The sequence below is a fragment of the Arthrobacter citreus genome, assembly GCF_038405225.1.
Lineage (GTDB): Bacteria > Actinomycetota > Actinomycetes > Actinomycetales > Micrococcaceae > Arthrobacter_B > Arthrobacter_B citreus_A.
Genome location: NZ_CP151657.1, coordinates 112,995 through 129,836, shown reverse-complemented (window position 1 = coordinate 129,836; position 16,842 = coordinate 112,995). Strand labels below are relative to the sequence as shown.

The following is a 16,842-nucleotide window of genomic DNA, read 5'->3' as shown; positions in this document are numbered from 1 at the left end:
GTGTAGACGCTGCGGTCCGGGCTAAACCGGGTGGGTGAGGAAGATCCATTCCGGTGACTGAGGTGTTACCGGGCTGCGGTCCCAATCCCCCCAGATGCGGTCCACCGTCGACCCCGCCGATTCCAGACCCGCCAGCACGGCTTCCTTTGAGGGGAATCTCAGGGTTTCCGTTGTGGTCCAAGAGCTGTGGTCCATGGTCCAAGTGTCAAGGTGGGTTATCAGGTCACCTTCGCGGCGGACTTCCGTGCTGACTATCCCCCGCCCTGGGGCATTCCCTGTCCCCGGCCCGGCACCCCGATCCATGCTCCGGGCCGGCCAGCTCCGTCCCGCCGTCGGCCAGGTCCGCCAGGCTTCCACCGAGGGATTGCGCACTTCAAAGGTCAGCCGACCGCCCGGCCTCAGGGCCCGCTTGGCGTGGGCAGCCGCTTCAGCCCACGCTGCATCATCCAGGAAGTACTGGGCGACGTGCCCCGTCATCACCACCAGGTCGGCCCATCCGGCCGGCAGTCTTTCGGCCGTTCCGTGCAGCCACAAAACGGCGGCGGCGTGTTCCTGCCGTTGGGCGATATCCAGCATGGTGCGCTGCGGTTCAACACCGGCCACCTCGTGCCCCGCTCCGGCCAGCATGCTGCACAGCAGACCGGTTCCGGCGCCGATGTCGGCAACCCGGACGGCGTTCAACCCGGCAGCCAGCTCCAGATGGAAGTCCAGGTCCCGGCGGCCCGCACTGTCTGCGTCATACGCGGCTGCGAGTTCGGGAGTGGCGTAGTAGTTCCCCGGTTCCACGGCCTACCCCTGCCCCTGCCCCTGGACGTTTCCGTGTCCCTGGACCAGATTCTCGACCATGGACAGGCCGCGGCAGCCAAATGCCTGAAGCCGGGGAAGCAGCAGCGTGGCCATGCCGCATTCCGCCGCAGCGCCGTCGTGCGTTGACCGGTCTCCCACCATCAGTACCCGGTGCGCCGGCAGCTCCAGGCGTGCCAGCGCCAACTCGAAGATCCGGGGATCCGGCTTTTGGACCCCGTGTTCGAAGGAGAGCACGTAGTCGTCAATAAGGTCGCCGGCGCCCTGTTCCTTAAGCAGCGGACGGATGTCGAAATGAATGTCACTCAGCACGGCGATGCGGCACCCGAACTCCTTCAGCCGCCGCAGTGCCGGCAGCGCATCCGGATATAACGGGCGGAACGCGGGGTCCTCATCCACGTGCAGCAGGCTTTCGGCAAGCTCCTCGTCCAGGCCTGCGCGGTCAAAGTGCAGGGTTTCGGCGGCGCAGTACTTGGCGCTGGAGGTGTCGGCTTCAAGCTGGGCTGCGGCGATGTCCGGATCGTTTTCATGCCGGGCCAGGGCGTCGCAGATCCGGTCCGCCTCCGGAGAATCCGGCCGTCCCAGCCTCGCTCCGGCGGCTGCCACCCGGTCGCGGAGCGGCGGATCATGCACCAGGGTGCCGCTCCAGTCGAAGATCACTGCGTCAAAGGCCGTCATGGGGACAACCTATCCGAAGACCACACAACTGCAGGCTGCCCGTCTTCCTCATGGGCACCCTGCAGTTGTGTGGTTCATTTGTCTACGGCCGCGTGGCGCGGATCCCGTCAGCAATCGTGGCACCCGGGTTCTCGGTGCGGTAATCCTTGACCCGCTGCGGATCGACCTTGACTGTTGTCCCGCTGGAACCTCCGGGCTGGCCCAGGGTGCTTGGGGCGATTGCCCACAGGACAAGGGCCGCAGCCGTCATGCCAAGACCCAGCATCAGGTTGTCCGCGAACAGCCAGACGGCGATGCCGGCAACGGCCAGGACGAGAATGAGAGACGGAATAATATACTTCACGACAATTTCCTCCTGAGGAAAATAGTCAAACTTATTGCATAAAACCATTCGAAGCTAGTTGAAGCACTTTTCTTTAATTCCTGCTATTCCCAGCAGCTCTGCGCCCAGTGCACCCAGGGCGCCGCCTGCTGCCTGCATCTTCTCGTAGCTGAAGCTGGCGCCCCACATTGTCCTGACCGCTTCGGTCACGCCGCCGAGCTCGTTCATGAGTTTCTTGATTTTGAGGATTTTCGCGGCGGGAAGCGCCACTCCACCCAACGCCAGCACGATGGAACCTGAGCATCCCCAGAAGTCCGCGGCCATTGTTGCGACGCCGTTACTGGAACCGGAGACTCCCGGGTTCTGCTGCAGCCACTGCTGAGTGGCCGCGTCGCCCTGCATCAGTACGGCATCCGGGATAGACATGAGGACGTTAAGCCCATCCTCCATATCGGCCGTGGAGATATTCGCGGTGGCGGCGTTTACTGATCCGGCCGCGGGCGAGCCGGACTTCTCCGGCGCAGCTGGGTGCGCCGCTGCCGCTGAGGCCCCACCCATCACGAGACCAACCGTAACCGCAGCACTCAACAGCGTTGTTCTAAGCTTGTTGTTATTCATTTTTCACTACCCCCATTGTGCATGAATTTGCAACTTGCTATTGCTTATTACATTTCCATACTTACGGCCCCATCTGCAGATGTCAAACAGGAATGAGGAGAGGGTGCACTATCACGGAATGGTAAATGTAAATGCATCTTTTATTCAATGCCGTCCCTTGTGTCCGGGCCAGCCGGGGTTGGTGTCCTATGTGAAGACCTGCACCACTGACGGTCGCGGGGCCCGTACTTCGCCCCTGCCCGGTGTTCCGCCGTCGGGCACGTAGTCGGGAAAGTAGGAGGTGTGCGCGCCGTAGCTGCCGTCCTCCCCGGGGTGCTGCACGGCCACGAACACCATGGATTCCTCGTCGTGGATCACCGGTCCGCAGGTTTCGCCGTCGCGCGGCACGGACAGGAACTGTTCCACCCTGCCGCGCTCCCGCCCGGACAGCCCCACTTTGAAGAGTCCGTCGTTGTAACCGATGCCCGACGGCGCCCCGTCGGTGGAAATCCACAGGTTGCCGGCCGAATCGAAGGCCAGATTGTCGGGGCAGGAAATCGGGCTGACCTTGTCCCGGGGGTAGCCGCTGAAATAGGTGACGTCACCCTGGGCGGGATCGCCGCAGAGCATCAGCAGGTTCCAGCGGAAGTCGGTGGCCGTCGCGTCGTCACGGGCTTCGATGATTTCGACGATGTGTCCGTCGCGGTTCTCGCGCCGCGGGTTCGCCTCATCGACGGGTGCCTTGCCGTCGACGCCGCGGTTGGAGTTGTTGGTGCAGGCCACATACACGTGCCCGGTGGCGGGGTTTGGCTCCACGTCCTCGCAGCGGTCCATCTTGGTGGCTCCGGCCTTGTCCGCGGCAAGCCGGGTGTAGACGAGGACTTCCTCCACGCTCATCCCGGCCACGGCCGACTTGCCGCGCACCACCAGCGGCAGCCAGGTGCCCCGACCGTCGAATCCGCCGTCGCTGGGTACGGCTCCGGTGCCGTCAATTTCGGATTCCGGTGAATTGCCGGCAAACCGGGCCACGTACAGGTCCCCTTCGCTGAGCAGGGTCATGTTGTGGCGCTTGTCGTTCTTCCGGTATTTGTTCTTCGAGACAAACTTGTAGAGGTAGTCAAAGCGCTCGTCGTCGCCGGAGTACGCAACAGCCCTGCCGTTGCGGGCAATGATGACGTTGGCGCCCTCGTGCTTGAACCGGCCCAGGCTGGTGTGCTTGCGCGGCACCGATTCCGGGTCCTCGGGGTCCAGCTCCACGATGTAGCCGAACCGGTTCGGTTCATTCCGGGTTTCCGGTGTGCGGGCGTCAAACCGCGGGTCTTCCTGTTCCCAGCCCATGGCCGTAGCCTCGCTGCCCAGCCCGTACCGCTTGTCCTCGGCGCTGGTGCCGTCGGTGCGGAAAAACCCGTTGAAGTTTTCCTCGCCGGAGAGCACGGTCCCCCACGGAGTGCTGCCGCCGGCGCAGTTGCCCAGCGTGCCCGACACATACCGGCCCTGCGGGTCAGCTGCCGTTTTGAGCAGGTCGGAACCCGCTGCGGGACCGGTGAGTTCAAAAACAGTGTCCAGGGTGATGCGCCGGTTCAACTTGGCGCCGCGGACGTAGGACCAGGGCTTCCCGCGGTTGCTGCGTTCCAGTTCCACCACCGACATGCCGACGGCGTTGCGGAAGATGTTGCGCCGCTCCAGTTCCTCAGCGGCTGAAGCCGGGGCCGCCGGGAACATGATCTCCGGGTTGACGTACTCGTGATTGCAGACGAGCAGGCCCTTTTTGCCGTTGGGCTGGCGGAGGATTTCCAAGTAGTCATTGTTGTAGCCGAACTGGCGGGCCTGGGCTGCGGCGTTCTGGGCGCCAAAGTTGAACTCGGGGGAATCTGCGAACAACGGGTCTCCCCACCGCAGCAGCGGTTCCCAGTCATAGCCGGCGGGAACATCGAAGCTGTCGACGGCAGCATCCACGGGTGCGATCGGTGTGAAGGCCAGGCGCCCCGCCTTCGGCCCGCGGCCGGGTGGTGCCGCTGCCGCCGTCGTCGCCGGACCGCTCAGCGCCAGTACCGCCGCGCCCAAGACTCCCGCCGCTCCGGCGCCAAGTGCGGTGCGCCGGGAGAACTCCGCGGAGACGATGTCCCGGAAGTAACTGTTGGCGGAGGTGTTGCACACTGCCTTACTGCAGGCATTGTCACATTTCAGGGCACAGGTGACGGCGCTGCGCTTGCCGCGGGTATGGCCGAGCATCGGCAGCAGCTTCTTCCGCAGGGCAGCATTTGCCGGTGAAGGGTTTGCGGGTGCAGAGTCTGCGGGTGCGGGTGCGTTCAGCTGGTTCGTCAAAGGGATCGGCCTTCCTCCGGGGGTGCATGTCGCTGCCCACGCTGGCAGGGGCAGGCGACGCGTTGGAGACCGGAGGTTTAACGCCGGGTGAACAACCAGCTGGCCGTTAGCCCTTCCGCCTCACGGCACGGATGCCGTCGGCAATCGTTGCGCCGTGGTGGCCGGCGCGGTATTCGCGAACCCGCTGTGGCTCGGAGGCGTCAGTTGATCCGGCGAATGATCCAAGCCGCCCTATGACGCTGGGAGCGCCGGCCCATAGCGCCAGCGCCACTGCCGTCATTCCCAGGCCCAGCAACAGATGATCGGCAACGATCCACACCACCAGGCCACCGGCGGCGAGGAAGAGAGTCGCTAAGGAACGTGCATATTTCACGAATAACCTCCTTTGGGGAATTTTCCATCGTTGCGCCGCTGTGCATCGGAGTCAAAACGAAGGCGTCGAAACGAAAGAGTCGAAACGCCGTCGGCGGCCCGGAGTCCCCCTGTGTTTCTAGCGGTTGGCCCGGGAGGTCCGGTAGAGGCGGCGCAGGTACCGGGTGTGGACAAAGTCCCGCTTTACCCACTCCCAGTAGGAAAGTCCGGGTTCCAGGCCAAGCTGCTGCCACAGCCTGCCGCCGTAAAGGACCGATCCCCCGAACAGGGCGACCAAGAAGAGAAGGGCTTCAGCCAGGGAAATCTCCCAGAGAACCAGAAGCGCCGTATAGCTCCAAGCTGTCAGGACGGCAGCGGCCAGCCAGGGAATCCATTTCATGTCCGGGATCCGCGCCGGGCCGCTCACAACGCCCAAGCTCAGCCCGATAAGAACAATGACGCCTGGCTGCAACACCTGCATGGTCTGTCTCCCCCGTGTTTGGCCATAGCTTCCGGTGAACCTGCTTCGTAGGTGCGAGGCTACCAAAGCCACCAGCGGAGGAGCCGAAACCCTCCGTTTTGGGAGAAACCCTCCGGTTTGGGAAATCCCTGCCACTGCGCAGCGGAGGGATTTCCCAAAGTGGAGGGAAACCGCAGCTGGCTACTGCTGCCTGGCGTCCGTGGGCCCCTGAGCGCCAGAAACGCCCGGAAGGTGCGCATACACCCGGGCCAGCCGGTCCAGCCACCACCGGGTCACGTCCGCATCGGCGGCATGGCGCTCCAGCAGCTCCTCGGACACGGGCACACCGCGCACGGCCAGCGCTCCGCCGTCGGGCAGCAGCGGTTCCTCCGTGACATCGCCGTCCATCAGGGACAACGTGCCCAGTCCGCACGCATACGGCAGCTGGGGCAGGGACGCGGCCAGCGCGACGCCGGCACGAATGCCCACCGAGGTGTCCAGCGCCGAACTGACGACGGCGGGCAGCCCGGCGGCAGCCACGATGGCGAGTGCCCGGCGCACTCCGCCCAACGGGGCCACCTTGACCACGATCAAATCCGCGGCGTCTTCCCGGGCCACCCGCAGCGGATCGGTTTCCTTGCGTACGCTTTCGTCGGCGGCTATCAGCACCGGAACCCCGCGGCGCGCCAGTTCTTCGCGCACCGCACGCAGCCCGGCAATGTCCGGAACGGGCTGCTCGGCGTATTCCAGCCCGGCCTCGGCGAGGGCTTCCAGGGCTGCGACGGCGGTGGGTACGTCCCAGCCACCGTTGGCGTCCACCCGAATGCCGGCGTCCGGCAGCAGGCGCCGGACCTCGGCCACCCGGGCCAGGTCCTCGGCCACCGTCTGGCCGCGTTCGGCCACCTTGACCTTAACGGCCGGCACCGCACCGAACCGGGCCAGGACCGTTTCCACCTGGTCGACGCCGACGGCGGGCACGGTGCCGTTGACCGGCACCGAGGTCCGGACCGGTTCGGGATAGCCCTCCCCCGCCGCTTCCAGGGCGGCGGCGAGCCAGGGTGCGGCCTCGGCGTCGTCGTACTCGGGGAAGGGGGAAAACTCGCCCCACCCCGCCGGGCCGGGAAGGAGCAGCGCCTCGCGGTGCAGGATGCCGCGGAATTTAACCCGCATGGGGACCGACACCACGCGGGCTTCGGAAAGCAGGGCGGACAGGCCCGGGCGGAAGCCGGTCACCGGGGGAAGATCTGGGATAGCCACCCAGCCAGCCTAGTCCCGGCATCGGTCCCCCGCCGCATGAGTGCGGTCACGCTGGTCGTTCAGCTAAGTGCCAAGATCCAGTGGCAGACTAGGAGACAATGAATACCCGCAATCTCCTGAACAGGCGTGCTCCATCCCAGCGCCGCCCCGCCCACAACGCTGCTGTTTTCCTCTTCGGGGCCATGCTCTGCGCGGCCGCGGTGGCGGTGACCTACTGGGCATTTGTCCGTACCACCACTGGCCAGCTTGCGGATGAATCAGCCTGGCGCGAAGCCGAAGTGGCGATGCCCGCTTCCCCGCTGCCGGTCCTGGAGTTCTTGGATAATCTGCCGCTGCTGTCGGTTTTTATCGCCGGCGCTGTGGTCCTTGTGGTGACGGTGCGACGACGGCGGCTGGCCCCGGCGGTGATTGCGCTGAGCACCTTTGCAGCAGCGAATATCAGCAGCCAGCTGCTCAAGCGGCTCTTTTTTGACCGGCCCGACCGCGGGGTCATCACGCTCGACTTCAATTCCCTGCCCTCCGGCCACACCACGCTGGCGGCGTCCGCTGCCGCGGTGGTCTTCCTGCTGGCGTCCCCGCGCTGGCGTCCGGTTGTTGCGGCGGCGGGCGGCAGCTACGCCGTGCTCGCGGGAGCGGCCACGTTCATTAACCTCTGGCACCGCCCGGCCGACGTCGTCGCCTCCTTCCTGGTGGTGGGCACCTGGACGCTGATCGGCGGACTGGTGATGATGCGGACAACACCGGACTGGAATTACTGGCCTCCCGGCGGCCGGCGCCGCGGAGGATCACCGGTGTTTACGGCACTGTGCGCCATTCCGGGCCTGCTCGCCCTGGCGCTGGCGGTGGGCGCCTATCTGTATGCCACCAGCGGGGCCACGGTGCTGGGCAGCAGCGAGTCCATGCTGCTGTACTTCTGGTCCGGCCTGAGCCTGATTGTCGGAGTGGGGTACGTGCTCAGCGCGCTGGCCTGCTGGCTGTTCTCTATGCAGGCGGGAGATCCGGCCCACTGACCGGTCCCGCCGGTTTCCCCGGTTTCCCCGGTTTCCCCGCAGAGTTTTCGGCCGGCTGTCCGTAGCCGGGGCGCCCCTTGGGCACCCACCACCACAGAGCCGCGGCCCCCAGCAGTCCCAGCCCGGCGGTTGCCGCGATGCCGGCTGAGAGGGACGCGAGTGCGGTCACCGCCGAGAGCAGCGCCGGGCCGGCCATGGTGCCGGTGTCGGCGAGCAGCCGCCAGATGCCCAGGAACTGCGGCCGGCCCGGGGAGGGCGAGAAATCAGCGCCCAGGGTCATGACAATGCCCGATCCGATGCCGTTGCCGAACCCCAGCACCAGGGAGACCAGCAGCAGCCCGGTTCCGTTGCTGGTCAGCGGCATCAGCGCCAGGCCCGCGGCCATGGTGAGCATGCACGGCACCGCCACCCAGCGCCGGCCTTTCAGGTCCATGACCTTGCCCGCCGGATAGAAGATCAGCATGTCGATGGCGCCGGACAGCCCGTAGATGAGCGCGGTTTGGGTGGGGTCCAGGCCAATGTGCTGGGCCCACAGCGGAATGACCGCCTGCCGGGACGCCCTTACCGCGGCGATCAGCAGGATTCCCAGGCCCAGGGTCCGGAACACCCGGCCGTGGCTGCGCAGGACCGACCGCACCGTGGGCGCCGGAGCTACCGGCAGTCCCGGACCGGTGCCGCTGCCCCTGCCCGTGCCGCCGGATCCCGTACCCCCGGTTTTTCGGTTCGCCCTGCCGGAGCGGCTCATCCTGTCCCCGGGGAGGCGGAGCTCGGGAACCTTCAGGCTGATGACGCCCGCCAGCAGGGCTGCCGTGGCCCCCACCCAGTAGGCGCCCGGGGTACCCGTGAAGTGGATGGCGCCGGCGGCCGCGAAAGGACCGGCGAACACACCGATCCGGTTCACCCCGCCGAGCGTGGACAAGGCCCGCGCCCGGAAATACACCGGCACGGCTTCGGTGAGGTAGCTCTGCCGCGCCAGTCCGAACACCGACCCGGCCATGCCCACCATGAACACGGCGACGGCGAAGAGCCACAGCACCGGTGCCAGGGCAGCGGTGACCATCGCGGCGGCACACCACAGGGATGCGATGACCAGCGCCCACTTTTCGCCGAAGCGGGTGGTGAGCACGGTTGCGGGAACGTTGGTCAGCAGGGACCCGATCCCGGTCAGGGTAATCACCAGGGCCGCGAGCGCCACGGTGGCGCCAAGGTCCCGTGCGGTGAGTGCGATGACCGGCAGGATGGCGCCGGTCGCCACGCCGTAGAGCAGGGTGGGCCCAAACGCCGGAATGGCTATGGTCTTGAGGCTGAAGGAGTCGGCAGGCACCGGTTCAGGCTACCGCCCCTACTGCTTGAGCCACTTCCAGCGGGCCAGCGTGCGCAGCCGCATCAGCAGCGCGCGGGACTGTTCCGGCCCGTACGGCAGGATCGGGATGGCCTTGGTCATGTCCACGGAGGCCTGATCCATTGCGCTGCGGGTGACGGCGACGGCGGTGCGCATCTTGTTCATCTGCGTGGTCACGAAGTCCACGGTCACCGGAGTGCCGTGGCCGGGCACAAAGTGGGTGTAGAGATCATCGAGTGCCGCCATCTTGCCCAGCGTCCGGATCCACTCCTTGGGGAAGGAATCCTCGAAGGACGGGTCAGCGCCCTGCTCCACCAGGTCTCCGGTGAACAGCACGTCCCCGGCGCCAACCAGCAGGTCATGGTCGGTGTGCCCGCGGCCCAAATGAAACAGGGTCACGGAGATCCCGCCCAGATCCAGGTCCACGGGGGCACCGTCCACCAGCCGGTTGGGAACCCGAATCTCGGTGTGGACGCCTTCGCCTGCGGCCATCTCAGCTTCCACTTCCGCGACGGCGGGACGCTGGGAATCGCCGGATTCGGCGATGACGGCGGCGCAGCGGCTGGTCGCCCAAATGTCCTCCACGCCGTTGGCGGCGAGGACGGCGTTGCCGAAGTAATGGTCAAAGTGCGCGTGCGTATTGACCGCGATCAGCGGCAGGCCGGTGCGCTCCCGGACGGCGGTGAGGATGGCGCAGCCCTGCCGCGGCCCGGCACCGGTGTCAATGATCAGCGCCCGCTCGTCGCCGATGACGAGGCCCGTGTTCATGCCGAATCCCGGGTTGGTGTGCACCAGCACCCGGGGAGCCACCTCCCGCCACGTTGCGGTGTCCTGCCCGGCTGCGTCGGTCATGGAATGGTCCTTCCGGGTTCGGGTGCGAAGTGTCGCCTCCAACCTATCCCGCCGGCGCGGCGGAGGCGGTGCCGGACGGCAATTGTTGCTTTCAACCGTTCCGGGCGCGCCGCACGCCCCCGGTCACAGATCGGCGAGCACGCTGCCCGGATTTTCGACGGCGTCGGCAACGTAGCGCAGGAAGCCTCCGGCGGTGCCGCCGTCGCACACCCGGTGGTCGAACACCAGGGTCAGCTCGGTTAGCTTCCGGACCGCCAGCGCTCCGTCCACCACCCACGGCTTGTCGATGATGCGTCCGATACCCAGGATGGCCGACTCCGGATAGTTGATGATCGCGGCGCTGCCGTCCACCCCGAACACTCCATAATTGTTCAGCGTGAACGTGCCCGACGTCAGCTCCGCCGGTGTCGCCCGGCCAGCCCGTGCAGCGGTTGTGAGGCGGCGGATTTCGGCGTCCAATTGCCGGGCGTTCATCGTGTCCGCCCGCCGGATCGAGGGCACCATAAGTCCGCGGTCCGTCTGCGCTGCGAACCCCAGGTTCACGCCCTCGTAGGCGGTGAGCTGCGCACCTTCCGCCGGAGAAACTGCCGGATCGAAGCGGGTGTTGAGTTCGGGGAACTTTGCCAGCCCGGCCAGGACAAACCGGGCGAAGAAAGCCATGAGCCCCGGAGTGGTGTCCGGATTCCGGCGCTTGAGGTCCGCCCGCAGCTCGAGCAGCGCTGTTGCATCCACGTCCACCCACACGGTGGCCTCGGGAATGATGCTGCGGCTGGCGGTCAGGTTTGCGGCGACGGTCTTCCGCAGTCCGGTGACCGGGGTGCGCGACGCGATGGCCAGGCCGGTGCGCGGGTCTGGACTCGCTCCGCCAGTTGGGCCGGTGCGCGGGTCTGGATCCGTTTCGCCACTTGGCGCGGCGGCGACGGCGGATGACCCGTTGCCGGCGGCAGCAGCAAGGGCCGCTTCAACGTCTGAGCGCAGGATCAGGCGATCCGGACCGGTCCCGGAAATTTCCGCGAGCCGCAGTCCGCCGTCCCGTGCCAGCTTCCGGACAAGCGGGGAAATGCACCGCGGCGCTTCGGCGGGCGGTGCTTCAGCTGGCAGGGCCTGGGCGGAAGTAAGGACCGGAGCAGCAGCCGCGGGGTTGCTGGCCCGTGACCTGCGGGTCCGCCGCGCCACTGCGTGCCCGCCGGGGGTGCCGTAGCCAATCAGTACATTGCCCGAGCCGGCCTTTTCCTCCTGCCGGTACGCTTCGCCGTCGGGATCGCTGTGCCCGGGAGCCGGGCTTTCCGCAGCCGGCAAACCAGCCGCTGCGGCAGCCGACGCCGACGGCATCACCGAGATCAGCGGGCGCCCGACGTCGAGCGTTTGTCCGGCTTCCCCGTGCAGCTGCGCGACGGTGCCGGCAAACGGCGACGGCACCTCAACCAGCGATTTGGCGGTCTCCACTTCAGCCACGGGCTGGTCCACGCGGACTTCATCGCCCACGGCCACCAGCCAGGTGACCAGCTCGGCTTCGGTCAGGCCTTCGCCCAAATCCGGCAGCAGGAAGGTGCGCACGCTCATTGGTCCTCCCACTGCAGCTCATCAACGGCGTCAAGGATCCGGTCCACGCTCGGCAGGAACCAGTGCTCCAGCTTGGGCGCGGGGTACGGGATGTCGAATCCGGTCACCCGCAGCACGGGCGCGGCCAGCGAGTGGAAGCAGCGTTCCTGCACCCGGGCCACGATTTCCGAGGCAACGGAGGCAAACCCGGGGGCTTCGGAAATGACCACGGCTCGGCCGGTTCGGCGGACCGACGCGGTGACGGTCTCGTCGTCAAAGGGCACGATGGAGCGCAGGTCGATCACTTCCAGGGACCGGCCTTCGGCGGCCGCGGCCTCGGCGGCGGCGAGGGCGATTGAAACGGACGGACCGTAGGCAATCAGTGTTGCATCGGTTCCGTTGCGTGCCACCGCGGCGGTGCCGATGGCGCCGGGCCGGGGACCGCCGTCGTGCGCCGATGCGTCCGCATGGCCGTCCGGAGTATCGAAGCGGGCGCGCAGGGCGGCCAGGTCCACGTCTTCCTTGGTCCAGTACAGCTTTTTGGGTTCCAGGAACACCACCGGATCGTTCAGCCGGATGGCTTCGCGCAGCAGTGTATAGGCGTCGGCGACGGTGGCGGGGGCGACGACGGTCAGCCCCGGGGTGTGTGCGTAGTAGGACTCGGAGGAGTCGCAGTGGTGCTCCACTCCCCCGATGCCCCCGGCGTAGGGAATCCGGATGACCAGCGGCAGGCGGACCTTGCCGCGAGTGCGGTTGGCCATTTTCGCCGCGTGGCTGACCACCTGCTCGAAGGCCGGGTAGGCAAAGGCATCAAACTGCATCTCCACCACGGGGCGCATGCCGTTCATGGCCATACCCACGGCCATGCCCATGATGCCGGACTCCGCCAGCGGGGTGTCGAAGCAGCGTTCCGCTCCGAAGCGGGCGGTCAGTCCGTCGGTGATGCGGAAGACGCCGCCCAGCGGGCCCACGTCCTCGCCGAACATCAGCACTGAGGTGTCGGCGGCCATTTCATCGGCCAGCGCGGTGTTCAGGGCCTTGGCAAAGGTCAGGGACTCCGGTGCCGCCGCGGCGGTTGCGGGGGCTTCCGCGGTTTGGGTAACAGTCATCGTGGTGCCTTTCAGCCGTCCTGGCGCGAAAGTTCATCGCGCAGCAGGTTGGCCTGTTCCTCAAGCTGTGGGGTACGGCGGGCATAAACGTGGGCAAAAAGCTCCTGAGGATCCGGTTCGGCCTCAGTGTTTAGACCGTCGCGGATGTGCGAGGCAACGGCCTCGGCGTCCCCGGCGAAGCGGAGTTCATCGTCGTCCGTCAGCAGATTCAGGCCGCGGAGATAGGCACGCATCCGGGTCATCGGATCCCGCGGCACCCACTTCTGAACGTCCTCTTGGCTGCGGTAGCGCGTGGCGTCGTCGGCGTTGGTGTGCGCCTGCATCCGGTAGGTGTGCGCCTCGATGAGGGACGGACCGGCGCCCTCCCGTGCCCGCTCCATCGCGGCGCCGAGCACGGCGAGCAGTGCGGCCAGGTCATTGCCGTCCACCCGTTCTCCCGGCATGCCGTAACCGATGGCCTTATGTGCCAGCGACGGTGCCACCGACTGGTTTTTCAGCGGCACCGAGATGGCGTATTCGTTGTTCTGCACAAAAAAGACCACCGGCACATGGAACACGGCGGCGAAGTTCAGTGCCTCGTGGAAGTCCCCTTCGCTGGTGGCACCGTCACCGCACATGGCCAGGACCACGGTGTCCTCGCCGCGGAGCTTCGCCGCGTGCGCCACCCCGACGGCGTGCAGCAGCTGCGTGGCCAGCGGGGTGGCCTGCGGGGCGGTGTGGTGTTCATAGGGGTCATAACCGGAGTGCCAGTCGCCGCGCAGCAGCGTCAGGACCTGCAGCGGGTCAACACCGCGGGAGATCACCGCGACGGTGTCGCGGTAGGTCGGAAAGAGCCAGTCGCCGGATTCAAGGACGACGGCGGCGGCCACCTGACATGCTTCCTGTCCGTGCGATGAGGGATAAACGGCGAGCCGGCCCTGCCGCACGAGCGCGTTCGCCTGGTCATTGATGCGCCGGCCGGTGACCAGCCGGGCATAGGCGGCCCGGAGTATCCCGCCGTCGGGCAGCGGATACCTGTCATCGTGGCGGTGGTTGCCGTCCGGGTCCACCAGCTGGACCGGAACGCCGGACGGAAGCAGATGCGCATCGGTGTCGGGGACCCCGGGTGAACGGGTGCCCCGGCGGGGGTCTTCCATGGCACCGGGGGGCGGATTGCCCGTAAAAATAGTCATTTTGCCTCCGTCAGCGGCCATCGCGGGGCTTCTTTGCCGTGGATGTTCTGTCATCCCAGTATGCTGACGCACCCGTATTCGTATCCAGAGGATGCAGAAACCGTGGATGGTTGCTGCCGATACCGCTACGCTGATGGACAGACTGCAAAATGTGAGCTGGATTACAGGAGAGGGCGTGGACACTATGCCACGGGACACCGAACAGGACGCGGCACCCCGGCTGGACGGCATTGACCGCAGCATCCTGGCGGAACTCAGCAGCAACGGCCGGGCCTCTGTCACCGCCGTGGCCGAGGCGGTCCACATTTCGCGGGCGCACGCGTACTCGCGGATAGCGAAGCTCACGGAAACCGGGGTGCTGAGCCGGTTCACCGCCGTCATCGATCCGGTCAAGGCGGGACTGCGCTCATCAGCCTATGTAACGCTCAAGGTCCGGCAGCACTCCTGGCGGGAGCTGAAGGAACAGCTGAGCGCGGTTCCTGAAATCCACCACATTGCCCTGGTGGGAGGCTCCTTCGACGTCATCCTCCTGGTGCGGGCCGAGGACAACATTCATTTACGGCAGGTGATCTTCGACCAGCTTCAATCGATGCCGGGCGTGCTGGATACACAGACCTTCCTGGTGTTCGAGGACCTGGACTCGCGGTAGGCGCGGGCAAAAAGAAAAGCGGCGGCCCGGCACCCCACATTCCGGGTGCCGGGCCGCCGCCTGAACTCAGGGCTCAGGATTCACGGCTCAGTCTTCGTCGTGTCCCTGATCCATGCTCATTTGATCTTCCGCGGGAGGAGTCTCTCCGGGCGGAACTCCCCCTCCGGGCTCAAGGCCGGTGACATTGCCCGCCGCCGGATCGGGGTTGGCATGCGCACCCTTCTCCGTGCTGGGCGCCGCGTTGCCGGTTCCTTCACGCGTGTCATCCCGCAGGTTTTTCCCGGCATCCTTGGGCTTGTCGGGGTTGGCCGGGTCATTGTTCGGATCGTAACCGTCCGTCATCAGTGCCTCCATCCAGTCTGTGACGCATGCAGAGGAACGACCGCTGCGGCTAAGCCGGAGCCAATCATCAGCATGCTGATCATTAGCTCCAACCTAGTACCTGAGCGTGGTGTTGATCAACCCGGGCCGATTTTCCTCAGGAGAACAGCTGCTCGCCGATAAACCTTCCTTCCGGGACGCCGGGAGGCACTGCGAAGACAGCCGATCCCACCGGAACCGTCCACGCGTTGAGGATGTCCAGCTGGTCAAGCCGCTGCTGGATGGGCACAAACTGCCGCTCGACGTCGGCCTGGTAGGAGACGAAAAGCTGCCCCGAATTTGAGATCCCCGGTCCCGCGCCATCCGCCGTTCCGGGTGCGTCATCGTAGTTGTACGGCCGCCGGAAAATGCGCTGCCGTTCATCATCCGGCCGCGCCCTGCGCAGATGGGAGGAATCGGCGATCACGGGGAAGCCGAGCCCGGTGCGGGCTGCGAAGTCGGGCTCATCATGTTCTTCGGTGCCGGTCAGCGGCGCACCGCTGGCCAGGGTGCGTCCGATGCTCTCTTCCCGTCCGCGGCGGTCCAGCTCGTCCCACGTGTCCAGATTCATGGCGATGCGCCGGATCACCAGTGACGTGCCGTTCTCCAGCCACGGCTTAATGCCCCCGTGTCCCCACACCACACGTTCGAACTCCGCGCTGCCGACCCGCGGGTTTCCGCTTCCGTCCTTCTGCCCGAAGAGGTTGCGCGGAGTTACACCCGGAGGTCCCGAACCATAGGCGTGCAGAAATCCGGGCTGCACCCAGCGCAGCGAGGTGAAGGAACGGCTGTCCTTCAGCAGCATTCTGCGGGCGTGGGCCACCGCCATCGGGTCATCCCCACAGATCTGGAGCAGCAGGTCGCCGGCGGAGTACTCCGGCCGCAATCGGTCGATCCCGAAGGCGGGCAGCGGTTTCAGCCACGCCGGAACCCTGTCCGGTGCTGCCAGCGCCACCAGGGCCGGACCAAATCCGAACGTGACCGTCAACCGCGACGGCTGCACCGCCAGTTCAGGCTCCGTGTCCGCCAGCGCCGGGCGCCCCTGGGTCAGGGCCGCAGCATCGTCGGTGAGCAGCCGCAGGAGTGCCGCCAGCCGCTGCGCCGTCAGGCCCGGTTTCAGGTCCAGGGCCAGGAACACGGAGTGAGCCTGTGCCGGTGTTTCGATCCCCGCCTGCCGTGCTCCGTAAAAGGGCACCACAGTGGTGCCGTTGACGCCGGTGGCATCGGCCCCGGGCGCCAAGCCTTCCCCTGAGTCCGGCCCGGCGTGCCCTCCGGTGAGCTGAACGCCCACGGCAGCCAGGGCGCCGAGTCCGGTTGCCGCCCCACCGAACAGCAGGTGCCGCCGGTTCACAACCTTGCGGCGGGCGCAGGTGGACGGTGATTCAGTATCCCCGGTCACGGTCACCCTCCGTGGTAACTCTCGTTGGCTCCGGCGAAGTCCTTCGCCGGGGCCGTGAATTCGACACTGCTGCCGTCGGAGAGCGTCAGCGTGAAGGAAACTTCATCCCCGGCAAGGACCGGTTGCTCCAGTCCCATGAGCATCAGGTGGTTGGCCCCGGGCTCCAGGACGAAGCTTTCTCCGGCCGGGATGGTGAATCCGTCCCCGTTCTCCGCCATGGCTGCGGTTCCGTCAGCTTGGAGCACCGTTTCATGAAGTTCCACGGAGGCCGCTGCAGGTGATGCCGCTGCCACCACGTGCAGGTCCTCGGTGCCGTTGTTGGTGAGGTCTCCGAAGGCTCCGGTCATGCCGCCGGTTGCAGCCTTGACCCACGGGTGCTCAATGGTCAGGGGCGCCGCTTCGCCCGGGGACGCGGAAGATGCGGCCGGTGGGTTGCTGGCTGCGCCCGAGGCGGCAGCAGCTGAATCCGGCGTTTCCGGCGGGGTTGCGCAGCCGCTCGTCAGGGCTGCTCCGAGCACCGCTGTGGAAAGGACCAGCAGCACGGATTTGTGGGAACGATACGAACTGCGGGAAGGAAAAAAGGTCATGGTTCTGCTCCTGTGGTGGGGCGCGC

Annotated in this window: 18 protein-coding genes; 2 read left to right on the top strand and 16 right to left on the bottom strand. The window is 66.6% G+C overall.

Going from position 1 to position 16,842, the window contains the following annotated elements; genetic code table 11:
• Positions 1–21 precede the first annotated feature (21 nt).
• The 8 genes from AAE021_RS00610 to AAE021_RS00575 form a co-directional block, all read right to left on the bottom strand.
• Entirely contained in the window at positions 22–786 is a 765-nt protein-coding gene (locus tag AAE021_RS00610) for a class I SAM-dependent methyltransferase (protein ID WP_342023772.1), read from the bottom strand.
• Positions 787–789: 3 nt separating this feature from the next.
• Positions 790–1,482 (bottom strand): HAD family hydrolase, encoded by a 693-nt coding sequence (locus tag AAE021_RS00605; RefSeq protein ID WP_342023771.1) that lies wholly within the window; start codon positions 1,480–1,482, stop codon positions 790–792.
• 82 nt (positions 1,483–1,564) lie between these two features.
• Positions 1,565–1,825, bottom strand: a complete 261-nt coding sequence (locus AAE021_RS00600) for a hypothetical protein (protein WP_342023770.1) — start codon at positions 1,823–1,825, stop codon at positions 1,565–1,567.
• A 54-nt stretch (positions 1,826–1,879) separates the two neighbouring features.
• Positions 1,880–2,422, bottom strand: a complete 543-nt coding sequence (locus AAE021_RS00595; RefSeq protein WP_342023769.1) for a hypothetical protein — start codon at positions 2,420–2,422, stop codon at positions 1,880–1,882.
• A 186-nt stretch (positions 2,423–2,608) separates the two neighbouring features.
• Positions 2,609–4,633, bottom strand: coding sequence for a PhoX family phosphatase (locus tag AAE021_RS00590; protein WP_342025273.1), 2,025 nt, complete (start codon positions 4,631–4,633; stop codon positions 2,609–2,611).
• A 199-nt stretch (positions 4,634–4,832) separates the two neighbouring features.
• Positions 4,833–5,099 carry a hypothetical protein gene (locus AAE021_RS00585; RefSeq protein WP_342023768.1) on the bottom strand — a complete coding sequence of 89 codons (267 nt, stop codon included), beginning with the start codon at positions 5,097–5,099 and terminating at the stop codon, positions 4,833–4,835.
• 117 nt (positions 5,100–5,216) lie between these two features.
• Complete coding sequence (locus AAE021_RS00580) at positions 5,217–5,558, bottom strand: hypothetical protein (RefSeq protein WP_342023767.1); 342 nt, start codon at positions 5,556–5,558, stop codon at positions 5,217–5,219.
• Between the two features lie 180 nt (positions 5,559–5,738).
• Positions 5,739–6,707 (bottom strand): o-succinylbenzoate synthase, encoded by a 969-nt coding sequence (locus AAE021_RS00575; RefSeq protein WP_342025272.1) that lies wholly within the window; start codon positions 6,705–6,707, stop codon positions 5,739–5,741.
• Between the two features lie 185 nt (positions 6,708–6,892).
• Here AAE021_RS00575 and AAE021_RS00570 point away from each other — a divergent pair, with 185 nt between their 5' ends.
• Positions 6,893–7,804, top strand: coding sequence for a phosphatase PAP2 family protein (locus AAE021_RS00570; RefSeq protein ID WP_342023766.1), 912 nt, complete (start codon positions 6,893–6,895; stop codon positions 7,802–7,804).
• On the opposite strand, the gene AAE021_RS00565 is transcribed toward AAE021_RS00570, so the two are convergent.
• The 5 genes from AAE021_RS00565 to pdhA all read right to left on the bottom strand — a co-directional run bounded on the left by AAE021_RS00565 (position 7,776) and on the right by pdhA (position 13,785).
• The gene (locus AAE021_RS00565) at positions 7,776–9,128 is read right to left on the bottom strand and encodes an MFS transporter (RefSeq protein WP_342023765.1); all 1,353 of its coding nucleotides are present in this window, start codon (positions 9,126–9,128) and stop codon (positions 7,776–7,778) included. The two genes, AAE021_RS00570 and AAE021_RS00565, sit on opposite strands and share 29 nt — an antisense overlap.
• Positions 9,129–9,146: 18 nt before the next feature.
• Entirely contained in the window at positions 9,147–9,998 is an 852-nt protein-coding gene (locus AAE021_RS00560; protein WP_342023764.1) for an MBL fold metallo-hydrolase, read from the bottom strand.
• A gap of 123 nt (positions 9,999–10,121) precedes the next feature.
• Complete coding sequence (locus AAE021_RS00555) at positions 10,122–11,561, bottom strand: dihydrolipoamide acetyltransferase family protein (RefSeq protein WP_342023763.1); 1,440 nt, start codon at positions 11,559–11,561, stop codon at positions 10,122–10,124.
• Positions 11,558–12,649, bottom strand: a complete 1,092-nt coding sequence (locus AAE021_RS00550) for an alpha-ketoacid dehydrogenase subunit beta (RefSeq protein WP_342023762.1) — start codon at positions 12,647–12,649, stop codon at positions 11,558–11,560. Before AAE021_RS00550 ends, AAE021_RS00555 begins: the two co-directional genes overlap by 4 nt.
• 11 nt (positions 12,650–12,660) lie before the next feature.
• A complete protein-coding gene (pdhA, locus tag AAE021_RS00545) occupies positions 12,661–13,785 on the bottom strand; it encodes a pyruvate dehydrogenase (acetyl-transferring) E1 component subunit alpha (RefSeq protein WP_342025271.1) in 1,125 nt (374 codons plus the stop codon).
• Positions 13,786–14,005: 220 nt separating this feature from the next.
• On the opposite strand from pdhA, the gene AAE021_RS00540 reads away from it, so the two are divergent.
• Positions 14,006–14,470 carry an Lrp/AsnC family transcriptional regulator gene (locus tag AAE021_RS00540; protein ID WP_342025270.1) on the top strand — a complete coding sequence of 155 codons (465 nt, stop codon included), beginning with the start codon at positions 14,006–14,008 and terminating at the stop codon, positions 14,468–14,470.
• Positions 14,471–14,557: 87 nt separating this feature from the next.
• Here the strand turns inward: AAE021_RS00540 and AAE021_RS00535 are convergent, their stop codons facing one another.
• The 3 genes from AAE021_RS00535 to AAE021_RS00525 all read right to left on the bottom strand — a co-directional run bounded on the left by AAE021_RS00535 (position 14,558) and on the right by AAE021_RS00525 (position 16,816).
• Entirely contained in the window at positions 14,558–14,812 is a 255-nt protein-coding gene (locus tag AAE021_RS00535; protein ID WP_342023761.1) for a DUF6480 family protein, read from the bottom strand.
• A gap of 136 nt (positions 14,813–14,948) precedes the next feature.
• Positions 14,949–16,229 (bottom strand): Dyp-type peroxidase, encoded by a 1,281-nt coding sequence (locus tag AAE021_RS00530; RefSeq protein ID WP_342023760.1) that lies wholly within the window; start codon positions 16,227–16,229, stop codon positions 14,949–14,951.
• Between the two features lie 2 nt (positions 16,230–16,231).
• A complete protein-coding gene (locus AAE021_RS00525; RefSeq protein WP_342023759.1) occupies positions 16,232–16,816 on the bottom strand; it encodes a copper chaperone PCu(A)C in 585 nt (194 codons plus the stop codon).
• Between the last annotated feature and the right edge of the window lie 26 nt (positions 16,817–16,842).